Raw genomic sequence first — 22,114 nt, 5'->3', positions numbered from 1 at the left:
ACAACGCCCTAGAGATCGGGTCCCCGCGCCGCGAGCGTAACGCCACGGCGAAGTCGGGCACGGATTTTCAGCCGTGACGTTACGCTCGTCGCCCAGTCGACCTCAGGTCTTTTCGATGCTTACCCGCACGCCGTCGCCGATGGCCACACCATCGGCGAGGTCGGCGAATTCGAAGTCGGTAGCCAAGATTTCTCCGGCAATGAGGTCGCGATGGGTGCGCGCCCAGTCTTCGCGTTCCGCAGGCACCGACATCACCACCCGGATGCGGTCGGAAACGTCCAGCCCGGTCGACTTACGCAGCTCTTGCAGTTCGCGGATGCGATCTTTGGCCCAGCCCTCGGCTTCGAGTTCGGCAGTGACGGTGCCATCCAGAACGACCAGCCCGGCGCCGTCGGGCAACGCCGCGGTGGACTCCGGGTCGGCGGCCACCAGCCGGGAGTTGTACTCGTCGGGCGTCAGCACCGCGGGGCCCGCCAACAAGGTGCCGTCCGGGTTTATGACGCCGTCGCCGGCCTTGACCGCCTTGATGGCGGCCTGCACATCTTTGCCCAGCCGTGGTCCGGCTACCCGGGCGTTGACCGTGAGCTCGAATCGGCCATAGGTGTCGATGGCATCGGTCAGTTCGACCTGCTTCACGTTAAGCTCGTCGCCAATGAGGTCGACGAACGGCCTCAGAAGTTGCGGATTCTCAACTGCCACAATGAGTTTCGGTAGCGGCAGGCGCACCCGTAGCTTCTTGGCCTTGCGCAGCGAGGATGCCGCCGAGCACACGTCGCGGACCTGGTCCATCGCGGCGACCAGGTCGGCATCCGACGGCAGCAGGTCGGGCGCTGGCCAGTCCGTCAGGTGCACCGATCGCTCGCGTGTCAGACCACGCCAGATTATCTCGGTGATCAGCGGAAGCAGCGGGGCGGCCAGCCTCGTGGTCACCTCCAACACGGTGTGTAGCGTGTCGATGGCATCGGCGTCTTCTGCCCAGAACCGCGAACGCGACCGTCGCACATACCAATTAGTCAACGCCTCAGTGAACTGACGCAAATGTTCACAGGCACCGGGAATATCGTAAACTTCCATCGACTCGCTGAGGTCGTCGCGCAGCACCGCCAGCTTGGCCAGGATATAGCGATCCAGCACGTGCACCGAATCGACGCGCCAGGTACCGACTTTCGGTGCATACAGCGCCAGGAAGCTGTAGGTGTTCCACAGGGGCAGCAGGACTTGTCGCACACCGTCGCGAATTCCTTGCTCAGTGACGATCAGGTTGCCGCCGCGCAGAATCGGCGATGCCATCAGGAACCACCGCATGGCGTCGGAGCCGTCGCGATCGAACACCTCTGTTACGTCTGGATAGTTGCGCAGCGACTTGCTCATCTTCTGGCCATCGAAACCAAGGACAATCCCATGCGCCACACAGGTTTTGAATGCCGGCCGGTCAAAGAGCGCGGTCGCCAACACATGCAGTGTGTAAAACCAGCCACGGGTCTGCCCGATGTACTCGACGATGAAGTCGCCGGGGTAGTGTCCCTGGAACCAATCCAGGTTCTCGAACGGGTAGTGCACCTGGGCATACGGCATGGATCCCGAGTCGAACCACACGTCGAGCACATCGGGAATGCGTCGCATCGTGCTACGGCCAGTCGGATCGTCTGGGTTGGGACGGGTGAGCTCGTCGATGTAGGGCCGGTGCAAATTGGCCGGGCGTACGCCGAAGTCGCGCTCCAGCTCGTCGAGGCTGCCGTAGACATCGATGCGCGGGTAGGCCGGGTCGTCGGACTTCCATACCGGAATCGGGGTACCCCAGTAGCGATTCCGGGAGATCGACCAATCGCGGGCGCCCTGCAGCCACTTGCCGAACTGGCCGTCCTTGACGTGTTCGGGATACCACGTGATCTGCTGGTTTAGCTCCACCATGCGGTCTCGGAAGTCCGTCACCCTGACGAACCACGACGACACCGACCGGTAGATCAGCGGGTTACGGCATCGCCAGCAGTGTGGGTAAGGGTGCTCGTAGGTTTCGTGACGAATCAACACTGGGCCATTCACCGCAGCCGGGCCGCTTTGGGTCTTCAGGTCCCGGACGATCTGCGCGTTGGCGTCAAAGACATGCTGCCCTTGGTAATCGGCAACGGTGACGTCGAAGCGTCCCTTGGAGTCGACCGGAGTCACCGGCGCGATACCGACCGCCTCCGCGACCACCATGTCGTCCTCACCATAGGCCGGTGCCATATGCACGATGCCGGTGCCATCGTCGGTCGTTACAAAGTCGCCTGCTAGCACCTGAAAAGCGTTGGGCCAGTCCATGAAATAGGCAAACGGCGGCAGGTAGCGGGTGCCCAGCAGTTCGGCGCCGCGATAGGTGCCGAGCACCACGGGCTCTTCACCGAGTTCGCGGGCGTAAGCGGCCAGCCGTGCCTCGGCCAGTACGAAACGGCGATCGCCCGCCTGGACCTGTACGTAGGTGATGTCCGGGCTTACCGCAACTGCGAGGTTCGACGGCAGGGTCCACGGAGTCGTCGTCCACACCAGCAAGTAGGCACCGTCTAGCCCGTTGTCTGGTTGGCCACCCACCACCTTGAAGCCCACCGTTACCGCGGGATCTTGGCGGCTTTGGTAGACGTCGTCGTCCATCCGCAGTTCGTGATTCGACAGCGGAGTTTCGTCGCGCCAGCAGTACGGCAGCACCCGGTAGCCCTCGTAGGCCAGGCCCTTGTCCCACAACTGTTTGAAGGCCCAAATCACCGACTCCATGTAAGCCAGATCGAGCGTCTTGTAATCGTTGTCGAAGTCGACCCAGCGAGCTTGCCGAGTTACATACGCCTGCCACTCGTCGGTGTAGCGCAACACGGATGCGCGGCAGGCATCGTTGAAGGCGGCGATACCCATGGCCTCGATCTGGGATTTGTCAGTGATGCCAAGCTGGCGCTCGACTTCGAGTTCGGCGGGCAGCCCGTGAGTGTCCCAGCCGAAGCGACGCTCCACCTTGTAACCGCGCATAGTGCGATATCGCGGCACGATGTCTTTGACGTAGCCGGTGAGCAGGTGCCCATAATGCGGCAGACCGTTGGCAAACGGCGGCCCGTCATAGAACACATACTCGGGGGCGCCATCGCGGCGAGCAATGCTGGCCCGGAAGGTGTCGTCACGGGACCAGTAGTCGAGGACCTCGAGTTCGAGTGCCGGGAGGTCGGGTGCCCCGCCGGCCAGCTTTGGATATGCGTTATCGGTCACTTTGCGCGTCGTCTCCCCAGGCCCCAGCACCGTTCGGCACTGCGTGCCTGCAATCCAGGCTCGGGGACGACGCCACGCCGGTGCGCGAACGCCGCGGTACCACCCCGCTTGCCACGCCGATGCGCGGCCGCTCGACTTGAGGCTGTGACGGGCCAACCCGTTCGGTTCTACTGGGCCTAACCGGCCGTTCTTCCGAAGGCTCCCCGGTGATCGCCGGATCGATGCCGTTCCCCTGATTCTACGGGGATTGTCGCCCAGCGCCGCAAATCCACATCGCGGCGCAAGGTCGGCTGCCTGCCCATCGGACTAGGCCTGGACCTCGAGCAGCCCGACGCGCCACAACGCGGCGTAGAGGTGGCGCAGCGGAATGCTCAGCAAACGAGCTGCCCCGTCGACCAGCGGGTCCCCTCCGGTGCCGAAAGGCTGCGCGTCGAGCCGGCGAGCAACCTTCTTGGACGCGGGGGCCGGGGGCACATCCCGCACCACCCGCAGCTTGGGGGCCGAAGCTACGGTTACTACGTCATTGTGCAGAGCAGCGGTCATGATCGCCTCCTAGACGGAGTTGCAAGCGAGGACGGAAATCAAAACGAGCACATATGGACTGAACCGAGTTGGTCCCGTCCCGTAGCGGTTCCGATCCAAGAAGGCTGATCTTGGTTTGACGACTCAGCGCAAAACGTCGCGCCGGAAACCGGATCGGGACGAAACAGAGCCCGGATATCGGTCCGGACTGTCACCGGAACTCATGCGTCCCTCACCTCCTCACGGCCACGACACGTACGGTTGTCCGCACGATAAAGCGCGTCACAGGAGTACAGAGATGCCGGCAACTGCCGGAAATCCGCACCCCTCTCGTCAGAGCTTCGGCACCACACGACGTGTCCGGTAAGCCGGAAGCCACCTGGGCTCAACCCTTAAGCCGGGAAGAGCTGTCCTGACCCGGGGCGTCTCTCGACGTTCGGGGTCAGTGGCCTATGTTCGTGTAGCCGCCTCACCTAACGAGGTGCTTACCGGACCGATCATGCACGACCTACCCGTCTCGGTCAACGTGATCCGGGCGGGTGTCGCGAATCCTTACGCGTTCACCATGTATTTGGCAGCCTTTGCTCAGGTTCGGGCGGCCCGACCACCGCGGGCCCCGACCGCCAGTGCACGCGGACGCAGCCCGTCTAGCACCAGCGACACCACGAAGTCGGCTACCTGGGCGGCGGTGACGTTATCGTCGGTATTCAGCCGTCGGTGTGCCAACTGCCCCACCAGCGCCGCCAACGTGTACGCGGCCATCCGGGACGGGGCCTCGACAACCTCACCGCGCCGTTGAGCGGCAACAACGACGGCTTCGATGTCGTCGATGAACCGCTCGTAGATTCCGCCGAGATGCTCTTCGAATCGGCCCCCAAGCGCGTAAGCGTCACGGAACAGTAGTTTGACGGTAGCCTTGTCGGTTTCGAAGAACTCGAACGTGGCCTGTACCGCGGCCTGTAACAGGGCCCGAAGCGGCGCCTCGGTAGACCCGCCAACGCGGGCCAGTTCGGCCGCGACATGCGCGCGCAGCGCCTCCTCTTCACCGGCCATCAAGGCGTGGAACAAGTCGTCCTTGGAGTCGAAGTACCAGTAGATCAGCCCGTACGCCAGGCCGGCCTGCTTGGCGATGTCTGCGACGGTGGTGGCATGAAAACCCTTGTGAGCAAACACTATTTTGGCCGCGGCCAAGATCTCGTCGCGCCGTTGCGACTTGTCCTCATCGCTGACCGCTCGGCGCCGCCGCGCGCTAGCGCGGCTCACCTTTGCACCAACCCCTGCAGTTGCCCGACGGTGTCGATGAACTCCTCGACCATGTCAAGCACCACCGAGCGGGCCGACCGCACCCGGTCGAGTGAGCCGACGACCTGTCCGACGAAGTAGGTCGCCAGCTCACGAGCCTTGGCCCCGGGCTGGCCGGCGGCCTGGTTGATGCGCAACTGCGGGTCGCTGACCAGCGCGCTCTGCAGCGGCATGCCAAGCGGGTCGGGGCTGTCAGGCCGATCCCATTCGTCGGTCCAGGCCGTGCGCAGCATGCGCGCCGGCTTGCCGGTTAGCGACCGGGACCGCACCGTGTCCGAGGATGTTGCGGCCAGAAACTTGTCCTTGACCACCGGGGGCGTTTCGGCTTCTTCGGTGGTCAACCAGACCGACCCGCACCAGACGCCTTCCGCCCCCAGGGCCAACGCCGCAGCGATCTGGCGGCCACGGGCGATCCCGCCCGCGGCCAGCACCGGCGTTGGCGACACCGCATCGACGACTTCGGGAACCAGAACCATGGTCGCCACCTCGCCGGTGTGGCCTCCGGCCTCGGTGCCCTGCGCGACGATCAGGTCAACACCCGCAGCCGCGTGTCGCCGCGCGTGCTGCGCCGTGCCGGCTAGGGCGGCAACCAGCACGTCATGGTTGTGGGCGCGCTCCACGAGATCCGGTGGCGGCGGCCCGAGCGCGCTGGCGATCAACCGGATGTCATGGGCGAAGGCCACATCCAGCAACGGCTGATAACCCTTGGGCGAGATGTGCAGCCCACCGGCCGAGGACGAACGCTGCCGGTCGGTGACCGCGGGGATGCCATAGCGAACCAGCAAGTCGTCGACGAAGGTGCGATGCCCTTCGGGTATGAGCTCCCGGGCCTGCTGGGCATCGATACCGCCTTGCTCGGCGCCGATGTATTTGGGCGGCAGCAGCACGTCGACTCCGTACGGCTTGCCACCCGTGTGCTCCTCGATCCAGGTCAGCTCGCTCTCCAGCCGTTTGGGGCTATGTGCGACGGCACCGAGGATCCCGAACCCGCCCGCATTGGACACCGCCGCCACCACATCCCGGCAGTGGCTGAACGCGCATATTGGAAACTCAGCACCGAGCAGCTCGGCGACTCTGGTCCGCATTGCGACGACGCTAAGAGTTATTGATTGATATGTCAATCTAATAGGGTAGATTACCTGCCATGTCCGACCCGTTGACCGCCCAAGAGCAGCACAAACGTCGCCAGGCGGTGCGTGAGCTGATGCCGAGGACGCCGTTCATCGGCGGGCTCGGCATCGTGTTCGAACGCTACGAACCCGACGACGTCGTGATCCGACTCCCGTTTCGCACCGACCTCACCAATGACGGCACCTACTTTCACGGTGGGGTGATCGCGTCGGTGATGGACACCGCCGGTGCCGCCGCCGCTTGGTCGAACCACGACTTCGACAGGGGCACCCGCGCCGCCACGGTCGCGATGAGCATCCAGTACACCGGCGCCGCCAAGCGGTGTGACTTGCTCTGTCATGCGCGCACTGCCCGACGCCGCAAGGAACTCACCTTTACCGAGATCACCGCAACCGATCCCGACGGGAACATCGTCGCTCACGCTGTGCAGACCTACCGGATCGTCTAGTGCTTCTGCGCCGAACGTGCACTCAGGGCGGAAAAATCGCCGGCGGAATCTCGCCATGGTTACACGCTCGGCGCAGTCACCTTGGCGAAAGGCCGTCGGGCGGCCAGCTGGAAACGCCGTCTTCCAGTGGGACCTCGAGGCTGTGCAGGATCGAAGCGACCATTCGCCATGCGCTTATCACCGTAACGAGTTCGATGAGAACCACTTTGTCGCAATGTAATTCCCGCTCGCAAGCCGACCAGCTCTGCGCACTCACCGCGCCCTCGCGCACCACGTCATCGGTGGCCGCCAGGACGGCCTGCTCAGCGGGCCCGAACCCGTTGTACCCTTGCCAATCCCGTACACCGAGCAGATCGTCGGCCGACACGCCAAGCCCTGAAGCAACCCGCCAGTGTTGGGTCCATTCGTAGTCACAGTCGGTGAGCCAACCAATCCGCATGATCACCAACTCACGCAACCGTGAGTCCAGGGTCCCGTGCCACAGCATGGTGGCGAGCAGGTCGTTGAAGGTCCGCGCTAGTCGCGGATGATTCAGCAACACTTGGAAGATGCTGAGCTCAGCCATGTAGTCGGGCACGCCCGCTTCGTCGGCAGCAGCTTTGGCCTCGTCGACCGGCAACAGGGGCACGCGGGATGTTGTCATGGTGTGAGCACTCCGTGGATAGGCGGGACACCGTCGCGTTCACCGGCCATGGTAGCCAGCAGATCCTCGGCGCCTTCGAGCCGCACGCAGCGGCGAGGCAGGCTTGCGAAGGGGTATCGACCGGACACCAACAGATCAAGCGCGGCCCGGTAGGCGGTGGCGTCTACGCCGAGGGCGCCAAGCACACGCAGCTCCTTGAACACAACGACGTCGGGCGAAAATCCCGGTGCCCCGCTGCCCACGCCCCGGGTGCCGGCGACAACAACGGTCCCGGCGGGCCGGGCTAGCGCTATCGCCTGTGCGAATGCCGCTGGCGCCTTGGCGGTCACGTCGACAACGACGTCTGCCAGCCCACCGGTCTGTTCGGTCAGGGCGGCGACCGGGTCATCGATCGCAACATCGACGGCGAGGTCGGCTCCGAACTGTGCCGCCAGCGCCAACCGGTCGGCGTCACGGGGTCCCAACCCGGTCACCATCACGAACCCGGCACCGGCCCCTTTTGCCGCCGCGGCGGCGCACAGCCCCCGGATTCCTGGACCCAGCACCGCCACGACGTCGCCCGGTTTGGTTTCGGGAATCGTTACTCCCCAACGTATTCCCGCCCCCAGCGGGTTGAACAAGGTGGCCACTTCCGGGCTGAGGTCACCGGCCACCCGCAACACCATCGAATCCGGCGCCAGGTACTGATATTCGGCGTAACCGCCCCACAGGCCAGGCTCTCGGTCAACCGGGATGAACCCGTACATGTCAGCGAGGCCATGCCGTACACAACGCCGGTACTCGCCGCCACGACAGTTAGCGCACTGCCGACACGACTGGAATACCTCGACGGCTACTCGGTCGCCGGCCGACACGCCCCACCGCTGCTCCGCCCGCGGACCGATGGCCGCAATCGTCCCGACCGTCTCGTGGCCAGGTACGAAGGCAAACCCACCGGCCAGCTCGCCCGTGTATTGCTCGTGATCGGTGCCGCACAGCCCGCAGGCCTCTACTCGCACTAGTGCGTCATCATCGCCGATGCGCGGCAGCCGGTACTGGCGCACGACCAGCCTGCGCGGCGCCTCCAATACCAATGCCCGTACCACCGCGCCGTCCGACATACCAGCACACTAGGAATCGTGTCGTGCTCAGTCAATGCCGAGCGGCCCACTAACACTGGGCCACAGAGACAGCAAACCGGTTGTAGCACAATGGAAAACAAGCTCCAACGATGCAGTCAAGCGTCTAACCGGGTGAACTCACGCCGTCGGTAAAGCTGGACGCACTGTGCCCGCCTGATCTTGCCGCTGGTGGTGATGGGAATCGACCCGGGCGACACCAGAACGAGATCGGCCACGCTCAGACCGTGCGAATCAAATATCGCCGCGGCGACGTCACGCTTGACGATGCGCAGCCGGTCCGCCACATCCTCGTCGGAGTCTCCCCGTTTCTTGAGTTCGATAATCGCGACCAGCTTTTCGGTGCCGTGGTCGGGGACCGCGATCGCCGCACAGCGGCCGGAGGTTATCTCCTGGATGGTCGCCTCGATGTCGTCGGGAGCGTGGTTGCGCCCATACACAATCAAGAGGTCCTTGATGCGGCCGATGATGAACAGCTCGCCGCCGGAGACGAAACCCGAATCCCCGGTTCGCAGCCAAGGCGCTTCGGGTGTGCCCGCCGAAGGGGTGACAATCCTGGCGCCAAACGTGCGCTTGCTCTCCTCGGGTTTGTGCCAATAGCCGGACGCAACGTTGCCACCTTGCACCCAGATCTCACCGACCGATCCCTGCGGACACTCGATACACGTGTCTGGATCAACGATGCGCACTAGCTGTGACCGTGGGACGCCGTAGCTGACCAGCGGTGTGCCGCTTCCGCTCGGGCACCGGATCGCTTGGCCCGCAGGCAGTTTCTCGGATTCGAAGTCGACGATTTCTGGTGGTTCGTTCACATTACGGGTCGCTATGTACACCGTTGCTTCCGCCATGCCATACGCGGGCCGCAGCGCCGCGGCGGCAAAATTAAAGCGGCCGAACCGTTCAGCAAATCGTTTGAGGGTCGCCGGGTGTACTCGCTCGCTGCCGTTGAGGATGGTGTGCACGCCGGCGAGGTCAAGTCCGTCCATGTCGTCGTCTGACGTCTTACGCACCGCCAATTCGAAAGCGAAATTCGGTCCTGCCGAAATCGTGCGACCGTTACGTGCCAGCAGTTGTATCCATCGAGCCGGCCGCTGAAGGAACCCCACCGGACTCGTCAACACGGTGGGTACACCCGCCAGGATCGGCATGATCGCGCCTAATAGAAGACCCATGTCGTGGTACAGCGGCAGCCAAGACACCACAGTGAGGTCCGGCGGGACGACGCCCCCCTCGGGCGCAAAGAAGTCGGCCACGATCTGCTCGAAATTGGCGAAGACATTTTTGTTCGAGACCATGACACCGGCCGGCGTACGGGTGGATCCCGAAGTATATTGCAAATACGCGGTTTCCGGCGTATCCCTGCCGGTTGGGCGCGCGCCAGGGCTGCGGGAGCGCTGCCGAGAATCTAAGTCCAGCAAATCAAGCTCAACGATTGATGGTGCGGACTGGCCTGGCTGTGGCTGAGCGCATTCTCTGACATCGTCAACGGCCCCCGACGTCGTCAGAATGACAGCGGGCGAAGTGTCGCTTAGCACCGAAATCGTACGCTCATCGTGGGCGCCGGCATGTGGAACCGGCAGCGGAACCGCGATACGTCCGGCCTGCAACGCGCCGAGAAATCCAACGACGTATTCGATTCCCTGCGGTGCCAGTATCACTGCCCGATCACCGGTCGCCCCCACATGCCGGAGCGGCTCGGCGACATTGAGCATTCGCCGATACAACTGAGACCAGGTCAGGGTTTCGGCAACACCGGCCCAGTCCTGCTCGTAATCGATGTAGGTGATGGCCGCACCATTGGGGTGCACACTGGCGCGCTCGCGCAGCGCGGTGGGAATCGAAGACGCGACCACGGCAGCACACTACCTCTAACGCTTCGTCAACGCTGACGGTTTCGCCCGACGGTGACTCAGCTTCCACAACCAACCTGGCGCTGGTGGCAGCAAAGAGAGACGGAGCAGGTGCAGTCCAGCCACATCGACGGAGAAATAGTCGGCGCGTTGATCCCTGACCTGGCGGTGCTGCACAGCGAGGATGCCTCACGCGCGGCCGTGGGAAGGGAAAAGCATAGATGCTCGTTGGATCCTCTAGGTGGCGGCTTCCGTTCCCGTCGTGCCTCGATGCCGGCCGGCGCGCTTCTGCTGTCTGCGGTCATCGCAATACAACTGGACCGGATGAATGCCAGAGTATTCGGCGATGGCTGGATCGGCGCGCAAGCGTGCATGTGGGTCAACAAGTTTCACGAGGAGAGCACCGTCACCGCGTTGTCCCCCAGTAGTCCGATCGCGCAGGGCTCGATCGCGCGGCATCCAGAGACGATGCAATCGGCGTACGTGCGCATCGCCGAGGGCGGATCGCGCGATGTCGCCCCAGCCGCCCAGCTTCAGCGACGACGGCCTTGATCCGTCCAGTGAAACCTGCACGTAACATTTTCGATTTCGGGGATTTCCGGGCACCAATTGGCATAACCTGAACATCGGAGTTCGGGTTGCCTTCGACACTTCGGCAATCCGTCTTTCACGACTAGGCAAATTGCGTGGCGCGAAGCCCGGCTGGCTACCTAAGCCGGTCCGGCACGGGCGGTCGTCCACCATCAGATATTGACGACGAGGCAGGGAAAGGCGACATCGGACCGCGAGGCGTCCGGCGCTTCCGCAATTGTCCGCTGCACCGGCGTATTATAGTTGTGAGCTGCGACTTTAATATTGACTGATGAATCAATCATGACTTCCGAGGCAGTTTCGAGTTGACGCCAGCGTCAGGAACTTTTTTTGTACGTCCGAACGATTTTTCCACATATATCGGGGCAACCGGCTACGCTGCTGTTCACGCCAATGAACTAAAGGGTTGGCGTGAAGCGTGGGGGTCGGTGGGTGCGTTTGGTGCTGCGGTTCTATCAACCCGGACCGAAGTTCGACGATACGCCGCTGGCAAAAGCTTGAACCGTGGGTAAGGAGAGAACAAAGACCGTGGATAGGACACGTGTTACGCCGGTAGCTGTCATTGGTATGGGGTGCCGGCTGCCGGGGGGCATCGACTCACCCGATCGGTTGTGGGAGGCGTTGCTGCGGGGCGACGATCTGGTCACCGAGATCCCCGCCGACCGCTGGGACATCGACGAGTACTACGACCCCGAACCCGGCGTGCCCGGACGCACCGACTGCAAATGGGGCGCGTACCTCGATAACGTCGGCGACTTTGATCCCGAGTTCTTCGGGATCGGGGAGAAAGAAGCGATAGCGATCGATCCGCAGCACCGCTTGTTGCTGGAAACCTCCTGGGAAGCCATGGAGCACGGCGGCCTAACACCGAACCAGATGGCCTCGCGGACAGGGGTTTTCGTGGGGTTGGTTCATACCGACTACATATTGGTACACGCCGACAACCAGACTTTCGAAGGGCCGTACGGCAACACGGGCACCAATGCCTGCTTCGCATCCGGGCGGGTGGCGTACGCCATGGGCTTGCAGGGTCCCGCGATCACGGTAGATACCGCATGCTCGTCTGGCCTCACCGCTATCCACCTGGCTTGTCGTAGCCTGCACGACGGCGAAAGCGACATTGCGCTAGCCGGCGGTGTCTACGTGATGCTCGAACCGCGGCGGTTCGCCTCGGGCTCGGCGTTGGGCATGTTGTCTGCGACCGGGCGCTGTCATGCGTTCGACGTTTCCGCGGACGGTTTCGTCTCCGGTGAGGGTTGTGTCATGTTGGCGCTCAAGCGGTTGCCGGATGCGCTGGCCGATGGGGACCGGATCCTGGCCGTAATTCGTGGCACGGCCGCCAACCAAGACGGCCACACCGTCAATATCGCGACACCATCACGGTCCGCGCAGGTCGCGGCGTATCGGGAGGCGTTGGATGTGGCCGGTGTGGACCCGGCTACGGTGGGCATGGTCGAGGCGCACGGCCCGGGCACCCCGGTGGGTGACCCCATCGAATACGCCAGCCTGGCCGAGGTATACGGCAACGACGGCCCCTGCGCGCTGGCATCGGTGAAGACCAATTTCGGCCACACCCAGTCGGCCGCTGGAGCGCTGGGACTGATGAAGGCGGTCCTGGCCCTCCAACACGGCGTGGTCCCACAGAATCTGCACTTCACGGCCCTGCCTGACAAGCTTGCCGCAATCGAAACCAACCTGTTTGTGCCGCAAGAGATTACGCCGTGGCCCGGCGCCGATCAAGAAACGCCCCGGCGCGCGGCGGTGTCGTCGTATGGCATGACGGGCACCAATGTGCACGCCATTGTCGAGCAGGCACCGGTGCCAGCCCCCGAATCCGGTGCACCAGGCGACACCCCGGCCACACCCGGTATCGACGGCGCGCTGCTGTTCGCGCTGTCGGCCAGCTCGCAGGACGCGCTGCGGCAGACCGCCGCGCGGCTGGCCGATTGGGTCGACGCCCAAGGACCCGAGCTGGCGCCGGCGGATCTGGCCTACACCCTGGCCCGCCGGCGCGGACACCGGCCGGTGCGCACCGCCGTACTGGCCGCCACCACCGCGGAGCTGACCGAGGCGCTGCGGGAAGTCGCCACCGGCGAACCCCCCTACCCACCCGCGGTCGGCCAAGACGACCGCGGACCGGTCTGGGTGTTCTCCGGGCAAGGCTCGCAATGGGCGGGCATGGGCGCCGACCTGCTGGCCACCGAACCGGTATTCGCCGCCACCATCGCCGCGATCGAACCACTGATCGCCGCGGAATCCGGCTTCTCGGTGACCGAAGCCATGACCGCCCCCGAGGTCGTGACCGGCATCGACCGGGTGCAACCGACCCTGTTTGCCATGCAGGTCGCGCTGGCGGCCACAATGAAGTCCTACGGCGTAGCGCCCGGCGCGGTCATCGGCCACTCGCTGGGCGAGTCCGCGGCCGCGGTGGTCGCCGGCGCGCTCTGCCTCGAAGACGGAGTGCGCGTCATCTGCCGGCGGTCGGCGCTGATGACCCGTATCGCCGGCGCCGGCGCCATGGCATCGGTGGAACTGCCTGCTCAACAAGTGCTTTCGGAGTTGATGGCGCGCGGCGTCAACGACGCCGTGGTCGCGGTGGTGGCCTCCCCGCAGTCCACCGTGATCGGCGGGGCCACCCAGACGGTACGCGACCTGGTGGCCGCCTGGGAGCAACGCGACGTGCTGGCCCGTGAGGTGGCCGTCGACGTAGCATCGCACTCCCCGCAGGTCGACCCGATCCTCGACGAACTGGCCGAAGCGCTCGCCGAAATCAGCCCGCTGCAACCGGAAATCCCCTACTACTCGGCGACCTCGTTCGACCCGCGCGAGGAGCCCTACTGCGACGCCTACTACTGGGTGGACAACCTGCGCCACACCGTACGCTTCGCCGCGGCGGTGCAAGCCGCCCTCGAAGACGGCTACCGGGTCTTCACCGAGCTGACCCCCCACCCCCTGCTGACCCACGCGGTCGACCAGACCGCCCGCAGCCTCGACATGTCCGCGGCTGCGCTGGCCGGCATGCGCCGCGAACAACCACTGCCCCACGGGCTGCGCGCACTGGCCGGCGACCTCTACGCCGCCGGCGCCGCCGTCGACTTCGCCGTGCTCTACCCCACCGGCCGACTGATCAACGCACCACTGCCCACATGGAACCACCGTCGTCTGCTGCTCGACGACACGACCCGTCGCATCGCCCACGCCAATACCGTCGCCGTACACCCATTGCTGGGCTCCCACGTGCGCCTGCCCGAGGAGCCGGAACGCCACGTCTGGCAGGGCGAGGTCGGCACCGTGACACAACCCTGGCTGGCCGATCACCAAATCCACGGCGCGGCCGCCCTTCCGGGAGCCGCCTACTGCGAGATGGCGTTGGCCGCAGCCCGCGCCGTCCTCGGCGAAGCCTCCGAAGTCCGCGACATCCGATTCGAGCAGATGTTGCTGCTCGACGACGAAACCCCCATCGGCGTCACCGCCACGGTAGAAGCCCCCGGCGTTGTCCCACTCACAGTAGAGACCAGCCATGATGGTAGGTACACACGGCAACTCGCCGCGGTTCTGCACGTTGTCCGGGAAGCCGACGACGCCCCGGACCAGCCACCCCAGAAAAACATCGCCGAACTGCTGGCCAGCCATCCCCACAAGGTGGACGGCGCCGAGGTTCGGCAATGGCTGGACAAGCGTGGTCATCGCTTAGGGCCGGCTTTTGCGGGTCTGGTTGACGCGTACATCGCCGAAGGGGCCGGCGACACGGTGCTGGCCGAGGTCAACCTACCGGGCCCGCTTCGCTCGCAGGTCAAAGCTTACGGCGTGCATCCCGTGCTGCTGGATGCGTGCTTCCAGTCGGTGGCGGCTCATCCCGCCGTCCAGGGTATGGCCGACGGTGGTTTGTTGCTGCCGTTGGGTGTGCGGCGGTTGCGGTCCTATGGGTCGGCCCGTCATGCCCGGTACTGCTGCACGACGGTGACCGCGTGCGGTGTGGGCGTGGAAGCCGACCTGGACGTGTTGGACGAGCACGGCGCGGTGGTGTTGGCGGTGCGTGGGCTGCAGTTGGGTACCGGCGCGTCGCAGGCCAGCGAACGTGCCCGGGTTTTGGGTGAGCGGCTGCTGAGCATCGAATGGCACGAACGTGAGCTGCCCGAAAACAGCCACGCCGAACCCGGCGCCTGGCTGCTGATCAGCACGTGTGACGCTACGGATTTGGTGGCCGCACAGTTGACCGACGCGCTGAAGGTGCACGACGCGCAGTGCACAACGATGTCCTGGCCGCAGCGCGCCGACCACGCAGCCCAGGCCGCGCGGCTGCGCGACCAGCTCGGCACCGGCGGGTTCACCGGCGTATTCGTGTTGACCGCGCCGCAGACCGGCGACCCCGACGCGGAATCCCCCGTGCGCGGCGGCGAGCTTGTCAAACATGTGGTGCGTATCGCCCGCGAGATTCCAGAGATCACGGCCCAAGAGCCGCGGTTGTATGTGCTGACCCACAATGCTCAGGCGGTGTTGTCTGGTGACCGACCCAATCTTGAGCAGGGTGGGATGCGGGGGTTGTTGCGGGTGATTGGTGCTGAGCATCCGCATTTGAAGGCCAGCTATGTCGATGTGGATGAGCAGACCGGCGCGGAGTCGGTGGCGCGTCAGCTGCTGGCGGCCAGCGGCGAGGATGAGACCGCCTGGCGCAACGACCAGTGGTACACCGCCCGGTTGTGCCCAGCCCCGCTGCGCCCCGAGGAGCGGCAAACCACCGTCGTCGACCACGCCGAGGCCGGCATGCGCCTACAGATCCGTACTCCCGGTGACCTGCAAACCTTGGAGTTCGCCGCGTTCGACCGGGTCCCGCCGGGCCCGGGAGAGATCGAGGTCGCCGTCACCGCGTCCAGCATCAACTTCGCCGACGTGCTGGTCACCTTCGGCCGCTACCAAACCCTCGACGGGCGACAGCCGCAGCTGGGCACCGATTTCGCCGGGGTGGTGAGCGCGGTCGGGCCCGGGGTCAGCGAACTCAAGGTCGGTGACCGGGTCGGCGGCATGTCACCCAACGGCTGCTGGGCCACGTTCGTCACCTGCGACGCCCGCCTGGCCACCAGACTGCCCGAGGGGCTGACCGACGCCCAAGCCGCGGCAGTGACCACCGCCAGCGCCACCGCGTGGTACGGGCTGCAGGACCTGGCGCGGATCAAGGCCGGCGACAAGGTGCTCATCCACTCCGCCACCGGCGGAGTGGGCCAGGCCGCAATCGCGATCGCGCGTGCGGCCGGAGCCCAGATCTACGCCACCGCAGGCAACGAAAAGCGTCGAGACCTGCTGCGCGACATGGGCATCGAACACGTCTATGACTCGCGCAGCGTCGAGTTCGCCGAGCAGATCCGCCGCGACACCGCCGGCTACGGCGTGGACATCGTGCTCAACTCCGTGACCGGTGCCGCACAGTTGGCCGGCCTCAAACTACTGGCCCTGGGCGGCCGCTTCATCGAAATCGGCAAACGCGACATCTACTCCAATACCCGACTGGAACTCTTGCCATTCCGGCGCAATCTGGCGTTCTACGGTCTAGACCTGGGGTTGATGTCGGTGAGCCATCCGGCTGCGGTCCGCGAACTGTTGAGCACGGTGTATCGGTTGACCGTCGAGGGTGTGCTGCCGATGCCGCAGAGCACCCATTACCCGCTGGCCGAGGCGGCCACCGCGATCCGGGTGATGGGCGCGGCCGAGCACACCGGCAAGCTCATCCTCGACGTCCCCCACGCCGGGCGCAGCAGCGTGGTGCTTCCCCCCGAACAGGCTCGGGTTTTCCGTTCAGACGGGTCCTACATCATCACCGGTGGCCTGGGTGGGCTGGGCTTATTCCTGGCCGAGAAGATGGCCAACGCCGGGGCCGGCCGCATCGTGCTCAGCTCGCGCTCACAGCCCAGCCAAAAGGCGTTGGAGACCATCGAACTCGTCCGCGCGATCGGGTCTGACGTAGTGGTGGAGTGCGGCGATATCGCCCAGCCGGACACCGCCGACCGGTTGGTCACGGCGGCCACCGCGACGGGTTTGCCGCTGCGCGGCGTGCTGCACGCGGCCGCGGTGGTCGAGGACGCCACCTTGGCCAACATCACCGACGAACTCATCGAACGCGACTGGGCGCCCAAGGCATATGGCGCCTGGCAACTGCACCGGGCCACCGCGGACCAGCCGCTGGACTGGTTCTGCTCATTCTCCTCAGCGGCCGCCCTGGTGGGCTCGCCGGGTCAGGGCGCCTACGCCGCGGCCAACAGCTGGCTGGACACCTTCACCCACTGGCGGCGAGCCCAAGACCTACCAGCCACCTCCATCGCCTGGGGCGCCTGGGGCCAGATCGGCCGCGCGATCGCCTTTGCCGAACAAACCGGCGACGCCATCGCCCCCGAGGAAGGCGCCTACGCCTTCGAGACCCTGCTGCGCCACAACCGCGCCTACAGCGGCTACGCCCCGGTGATCGGATCACCCTGGCTGACAGCCTTCGCCCAGCACAGCCCATTCGCGGAGAAGTTCCAATCCCTGGGGCAAAACCGTTCAGGCACAAGCAAATTCCTTGCCGAGCTGGTGGACCTGCCCCGCGAGGAATGGCCAGACCGGCTGCGGCGGCTACTCTCCAAGCAGGTCGGCCTAATCCTACGCCGCACCATCGACACCGACCGGCTGCTCAGCGAGTACGGCCTGGACTCACTGAGCAGCCAGGAACTGCGTGCGCGGGTGGAAGCCGAAACCGGGATCCGCATTTCCGCCACCGAAATCAACACCACCGTTCGTGGCCTGGCGGATCTGATGTGCGACAAGTTGGCGGCCGACAGGGACGCGCCGGCACCCGCCTGACGTCGAACGCGGGAAGGCGCTGATGAAGTTTGTCTTGGCGGTCCACGGAACCCGCGGTGATGTCGAACCTTGCGCCGCGGTTGGCGTGGAGCTGCGGCGGCGAGGCCACGCAGTTCATATGGCAGTGCCGCCCAACCTGATCGAGTTCGTCGAGTCGGCAGGTCTGACCGGCGTCGCCTACGGCCCGGACTCGGACGAACAGATCAACACGGTCGCGGCATTCGTCCGCAACCTCACCAGAGCCCAGAATCCGCTCAACCTCGCCCGCGCCGTCAAGGAACTATTCGTCGAAGGCTGGGCGGAGATGGGCACGACGTTGACCACGTTGGCCGACGGCGCCGACCTGGTGATGACGGGCCAGACATATCATGGTGTGGCAGCCAACGTCGCCGAGTACTACGACATTCCGGCTGCGGCACTGCATCACTTTCCGATGCAGGTCAACGGCCAAATCGCGATCCCGTCGATACCGACGCCGGCGACTCTGGTGCGCGCGACGATGAAGGTCTCATGGCGGCTGTATGCGTACGTCAGCAAGGATGCCGATCGCGCGCAACGACGTGAACTGGGCCTACCGCCAGCACCGGCGCCGGCGGTGCGTCGGCTGGCGGAACGCGGAGCGCCCGAAATCCAAGCCTACGACCCGGTTTTTTTCCCCGGACTGGCGGCCGAATGGAGCGACCGCCGCCCGTTTGTCGGCCCGCTGACCATGGAGTTACACAGCGAACCCAACGAAGAACTCGAGTCGTGGATCGCCGCCGGAACACCACCCATCTACTTCGGCTTCGGCAGCACGCCCGTCCAAACGCCCGTCCAAACGCTCGCCATGATCTCCGATGTCTGCGCACAGCTCGGCGAGCGAGCCCTGATCTATTCTCCGGCAGCCAACTCCACCCGCATTCGTCATGCCGACCACGTGAAACGTGTCGGCCTGGTCAACTATTCGACCATCCTTCCCAAGTGCCGCGCGGTCGTCCACCACGGTGGCGCCGGTACCACCGCCGCCGGCCTGCGAGCGGGAATGCCCACGCTGATTCTCTGGGACGTGGCCGATCAACCGATCTGGGCCGGTGCCGTCCAACGACTCAAAGTCGGCTCTGCCAAACGCTTTACGAACATCACCCGCGGGTCATTGCTCAAGGAGCTACGATCGATCCTGGCGCCGGAATGCGCCGCGCGGGCACGTGAGATCTCGACACGGATGACCCGGCCGACAGCCGCCGTCACCGCGGCCGCGGACCTGCTGGAGGCGACGGCACGCCAAACGCCTGGGAGCACGCCTAGCAGCTCGCCGGGCAGGTGAGCGGAAATGACTTGTGCCACTTACGATGATGGGCCATCCCCATCTCCCGCAAGATACCCATAGCGGCGGGCCAGCCATGCGTTCGACGCAATCCCCGGATCATGGCCGCACTTGCACCCCAGTGATACCGGTGCCCACCGAAGTGCGTATTGGCGGTCTTGCGCCCGAAATGGTTGATGTAGGCCATCTCGGTTGTGTACAGGCCATACCCGGACTTTCGAGCCCGTAACGCGAGATCCAGGTCGAGCCCCCATCCGTAGCGCCCGAACGTGGACAGGTCCATGCCGCCGACCGCATCCCAGCAATCCCGCGACATCACCAGCGCCGTTCCCTCGACTGCGGGCACCTTCCGGTATCGCGCTCGCGGAACATAGCTTTCGGCGTCTGGTTTCTCGTCAGCTACCGCGAAGGGAAAACCCACGTCAAACATCGGCCCGACCATTCCGGCGTCGGCCGGTAGCCGCGAGTCGAGCAACGCGGCAACAAATCCCTTCGAGACCCGGGTGTCGTTGTTGAGCGTCATTGCGTGGGAGTAACCCTCCGCGAACGCAAGTCGGAAACCGAGCTCGCTCCCCCCGGCCCAGCCTAGGTTCTCTCCCGGTGTGCTCACTCGCTCGGTGCCGATCCTAGGATAATCACCGCGGTTGTCGACGATGAGATAGTCGGCGCCCTCACGTTCCAGGTCGGCCACGAGTGCGTGGGTGTATTCGTGCTGCCCAAACACCGGCACCGTAATCATCAGGGACACAAGCGGAGCGTACAACGATCATCCTCGCGCCGAAGGCCATTCGCCGAAGCGCCACCCTCGCTTAGCGCGCACGGCGGGCTGCATCTTCGAGCAGATCGGCGGTGGCCGTGACGCTGGCGGCGGGTTTGGTCATCCGAGACGCGATCTCCCGCGCTCGGGTGACATAGTCCGGCGCAAGTATCGTTCGAAGGTCGGCAATCAGCGATTCTTTGGTGGCGCTTGAAAAGCGTCTCCCCCGGCCTACTTTCAGCTGTTTGATCTGAGCAGCCCAGATCGGCTGGTCGGAGGTGACCCACAGAATCAAGGTGGGGATACCGGCTCGAAGACCGGCGGCGGTGGTGCCCGCGCCGCCATGGTGGACGACCGCACGGCAGGTGGGAAAGACCGCCGCGTGGCTGACCACACGCACCACCTTCACGTGATCGAACTGCGGGATTCCGGTCGCATCGCTGGGTCCCGAGCAAATCAACGCGCGCTCGCCCAACTCCGCGCAGGCCGCACTGATCATGGCGACCCGGTCGGCCAGGGATCCGATCGGCATGCTGCCAAAGCCGAAATAAATCGGCGGTGTATCGGCAGCGATCCATGAAGCGACCTCGTCGTCCGCGTCGGTCGCCGATTCCATCGTCAACGCGCCGACGAACGGGCGTCGGCCGCCCCATTCCGCTGCCAGCCCCGGGAAGCAAAGCGCGTCGTAGGCTTGGATCTCCAGCGACCCGCGTACGGCCATTCGCCGCGGCGCGGGAGTTGACGCCTTCGGCAGGCCCAGTTCACGCCGCTGCGCGTCCTCAACACCTTTCGTCATGCGCCAATACAGCCAGTCGATGGCCGTGATGGTGGAGCGGACCAGTGGCGCCGGCAGCCGCGCGGGAAAGGCGATCTCGCCATTGGCTCGCACCGGATAAAAATGCAGCGCGGCCAACGGAATGCCGTGGTGCTCGGCGACGTTGGCGACCACCTCCTGGTAGATCTGACCGGTCAACAGCAGGTCGGCCCCGGCGGCCACCGGCGTCAACATCGCGCTCAGCTCCGCCCAGCCCTCGGTGACGGGCGCCATCGCTTCACGCAGCAGCTTGATGGGGTTCTGAAGTTTCCACGCGTTGTGCAGGAACTGCTCGTCGAGCTGCTCCTGAGAGTCCCTGCTTCCGTATGCGACAGCAGACAGCCCGGCCGTTTCCACGAAACCAATCAGGTTGGGCGGCACGGCAAGGCACACATCATGGCCGCGCCGCTGCAGCTCCAGGCCGACCGCTGCGCAGGGCTCGATGTCGCCGCGAGTCCCATAGCTGGCCACGACAAATTTCATGAGTTTTTCATGGGTGTGGTCTCGCCGAATCAATCCTTGGCGAACAAGTAGATCCGATAGCTGAACCCGCCGCCGCGACGTAGATCCCAGTCCAGCACACGCACCGCACAGCGGGTCAAGCCGGCCAGCAATACGGGTGCGCGGCGGCCGATGGCCTCTTGCGAACGCGCCGTGTTCGCATCCAACCCACGCTTGGCCTGCGCGCCGATGTCCCGCTGCGAAATCGTGCGCAGCGGAGCATCGGCCAACGCCGCCTCCCATTCGGCGACGACGGGATTTCGACGGGAATCGGTGTAGAGGAAGTGTCCGCCCGGGCGAAGCACGCGCGCCACTTCGGCCAAGAAGCCGCGAAAGTCGGGGTACTGGTGCGAGGCTTCGACATTGACCACCGCATCGAAGGATTCGTCGGGGAAAGGCAGGTTCTGCGCGTCGCCCTGCACGAACTGCAGGCCGGGCAGCCGGTGCTTTGCCCGGCAGAGGTCGATGCTGGCCGGATTCAAGTCCAGCCCCGTGTAGGAGGCCGGACCTAGGTTGCGGGCGATGTAGGAGGCCCCGCCACCGGCGCCACAACTGACCTCTAGCACCTCCTTGCCGGTGAGGTCCACCTGACTGGCCGTCTGGTGGTAGAGCTGGATGCAATACCGATTGGGCTCGTCGGACTCCGACAGCGGCAACGCCATCGGCGGATCCTCCTCGTAGCCGAAGTTGAAAAACACCACGTGATCGCCGACCTGGCGAGTGCCAAGCGGCAAGAAGTACTTGGTCGTGAGCTTGCCGACCAACGGATTGGACTGCAGGCGATACCTAAGAGCCACGGGGAGAGTGTCGCACGACCGCGAGGTGCACCAGGACCGAAATGCCCACTTTGCCGGACCGTGACCGCAAACCAGCACGACCGTGCAAGTTTGAGTCCAGCGAGCTATCTGTTCGGACGCCGCATCCCGCCCGCCAGCGTCGGCTGCGGGCACGCCAGCCGATCCCACGAAATGCCCCTGATCTGCGTATTTGACGCCCGCAGTGGTCAAACGCCGCCAAAGTAACGGCAACGTCACGGTTAATGCGGTTATCGTCATTTCCCCACGCCACCGATTGC

The 22,114-nt window shown here is 64.9% G+C and carries 14 protein-coding genes; 4 read left to right on the top strand and 10 right to left on the bottom strand.

The window, feature by feature from the left end; all coding sequences use genetic code 11:
* Positions 1 to 102 precede the first annotated feature (102 nt).
* The 4 genes from ileS to Rv1533 form a co-directional block, all read right to left on the bottom strand.
* Positions 103 to 3,228 carry an isoleucine--tRNA ligase gene (gene ileS / locus Rv1536; RefSeq protein NP_216052.1) on the bottom strand — a complete coding sequence of 1,042 codons (3,126 nt, stop codon included), beginning with the start codon at positions 3,226 to 3,228 and terminating at the stop codon, positions 103 to 105.
* Between the two features lie 306 nt (positions 3,229 to 3,534).
* Entirely contained in the window at positions 3,535 to 3,771 is a 237-nt protein-coding gene (locus Rv1535) for a hypothetical protein (RefSeq protein ID NP_216051.1), read from the bottom strand.
* A 564-nt stretch (positions 3,772 to 4,335) separates the two neighbouring features.
* Positions 4,336 to 5,013: a transcriptional regulator gene (locus Rv1534; RefSeq protein ID NP_216050.1), complete on the bottom strand. Its 678-nt coding sequence runs from the start codon at positions 5,011 to 5,013 to the stop codon at positions 4,336 to 4,338.
* Positions 5,010 to 6,137, bottom strand: coding sequence for a monooxygenase (locus Rv1533; RefSeq protein NP_216049.1), 1,128 nt, complete (start codon positions 6,135 to 6,137; stop codon positions 5,010 to 5,012). Before Rv1533 ends, Rv1534 begins: the two co-directional genes overlap by 4 nt.
* Positions 6,138 to 6,196: 59 nt before the next feature.
* Between Rv1533 and Rv1532c the strand changes: the two genes are divergently transcribed.
* Positions 6,197 to 6,631 carry a hypothetical protein gene (locus Rv1532c; protein NP_216048.1) on the top strand — a complete coding sequence of 145 codons (435 nt, stop codon included), beginning with the start codon at positions 6,197 to 6,199 and terminating at the stop codon, positions 6,629 to 6,631.
* A gap of 76 nt (positions 6,632 to 6,707) precedes the next feature.
* Here the strand turns inward: Rv1532c and Rv1531 are convergent, their stop codons facing one another.
* The 3 genes from Rv1531 to fadD24 all read right to left on the bottom strand — a co-directional run bounded on the left by Rv1531 (position 6,708) and on the right by fadD24 (position 10,245).
* The gene (locus tag Rv1531) at positions 6,708 to 7,274 is read right to left on the bottom strand and encodes a hypothetical protein (RefSeq protein ID NP_216047.1); all 567 of its coding nucleotides are present in this window, start codon (positions 7,272 to 7,274) and stop codon (positions 6,708 to 6,710) included.
* Positions 7,271 to 8,374: an alcohol dehydrogenase gene (gene adh, locus Rv1530; RefSeq protein NP_216046.1), complete on the bottom strand. Its 1,104-nt coding sequence runs from the start codon at positions 8,372 to 8,374 to the stop codon at positions 7,271 to 7,273. The genes Rv1531 and adh overlap by 4 nt, the downstream gene beginning before the upstream one ends.
* Positions 8,375 to 8,490: 116 nt before the next feature.
* Entirely contained in the window at positions 8,491 to 10,245 is a 1,755-nt protein-coding gene (gene fadD24 / locus Rv1529) for a fatty-acid--CoA ligase FadD24 (RefSeq protein NP_216045.1), read from the bottom strand.
* 51 nt (positions 10,246 to 10,296) lie between these two features.
* Between fadD24 and papA4 the strand changes: the two genes are divergently transcribed.
* From papA4 to Rv1526c, 3 genes are all read left to right on the top strand, one after another.
* Complete coding sequence (gene papA4 / locus Rv1528c; protein ID NP_216044.1) at positions 10,297 to 10,794, top strand: polyketide synthase associated protein PapA; 498 nt, start codon at positions 10,297 to 10,299, stop codon at positions 10,792 to 10,794.
* Positions 10,795 to 11,337: 543 nt separating this feature from the next.
* Positions 11,338 to 17,664 (top strand): polyketide synthase, encoded by a 6,327-nt coding sequence (gene pks5, locus Rv1527c; protein ID NP_216043.1) that lies wholly within the window; start codon positions 11,338 to 11,340, stop codon positions 17,662 to 17,664.
* A 22-nt stretch (positions 17,665 to 17,686) separates the two neighbouring features.
* Positions 17,687 to 18,967, top strand: coding sequence for a glycosyltransferase (locus Rv1526c; protein NP_216042.1), 1,281 nt, complete (start codon positions 17,687 to 17,689; stop codon positions 18,965 to 18,967).
* Here Rv1526c and wbbL2 read toward each other — a convergent pair.
* From wbbL2 to Rv1523, 3 genes are read right to left on the bottom strand one after another with little or no spacing between them, the layout of a single operon-like run.
* Positions 18,945 to 19,730 carry a rhamnosyl transferase WbbL gene (wbbL2, locus tag Rv1525; RefSeq protein NP_216041.1) on the bottom strand — a complete coding sequence of 262 codons (786 nt, stop codon included), beginning with the start codon at positions 19,728 to 19,730 and terminating at the stop codon, positions 18,945 to 18,947. The genes Rv1526c and wbbL2 overlap by 23 nt on opposite strands.
* A 46-nt stretch (positions 19,731 to 19,776) precedes the next feature.
* On the bottom strand, positions 19,777 to 21,021 hold the full coding sequence (locus Rv1524; protein ID NP_216040.1) for a glycosyltransferase: 1,245 nt from the start codon (positions 21,019 to 21,021) through the stop codon (positions 19,777 to 19,779).
* Between the two features lie 29 nt (positions 21,022 to 21,050).
* Positions 21,051 to 22,094, bottom strand: a complete 1,044-nt coding sequence (locus tag Rv1523; protein ID NP_216039.1) for a methyltransferase — start codon at positions 22,092 to 22,094, stop codon at positions 21,051 to 21,053.
* Positions 22,095 to 22,114 lie beyond the last annotated feature (20 nt).

It is taken from the genome of Mycobacterium tuberculosis H37Rv (assembly GCF_000195955.2).
GTDB lineage: Bacteria > Actinomycetota > Actinomycetes > Mycobacteriales > Mycobacteriaceae > Mycobacterium > Mycobacterium tuberculosis.
This window is presented reverse-complemented; position numbering and strand designations above follow the sequence as displayed.

Excerpts from the sequence above, each read along its gene's own strand:
- Rv1535 (NP_216051.1), bottom strand. The coding sequence starts at position 3,771 with ATGACCGCTGCTCTGCACAATGACGTAGTAACCGTAGCTTCGGCCCCC.
- Rv1533 (NP_216049.1), bottom strand. The coding sequence starts at position 6,137 with ATGCGGACCAGAGTCGCCGAGCTGCTCGGTGCTGAGTTTCCAATATGC.
- Rv1532c (NP_216048.1), top strand. The coding sequence starts at position 6,197 with ATGTCCGACCCGTTGACCGCCCAAGAGCAGCACAAACGTCGCCAGGCG.
- Rv1531 (NP_216047.1), bottom strand. The coding sequence starts at position 7,274 with ATGACAACATCCCGCGTGCCCCTGTTGCCGGTCGACGAGGCCAAAGCT.
- adh (NP_216046.1), bottom strand. The coding sequence starts at position 8,374 with ATGTCGGACGGCGCGGTGGTACGGGCATTGGTATTGGAGGCGCCGCGC.
- Rv1526c (NP_216042.1), top strand. The coding sequence starts at position 17,687 with ATGAAGTTTGTCTTGGCGGTCCACGGAACCCGCGGTGATGTCGAACCT.
- Rv1524 (NP_216040.1), bottom strand. The coding sequence starts at position 21,021 with ATGAAATTTGTCGTGGCCAGCTATGGGACTCGCGGCGACATCGAGCCC.
- Rv1523 (NP_216039.1), bottom strand. The coding sequence starts at position 22,094 with ATGACGATAACCGCATTAACCGTGACGTTGCCGTTACTTTGGCGGCGT.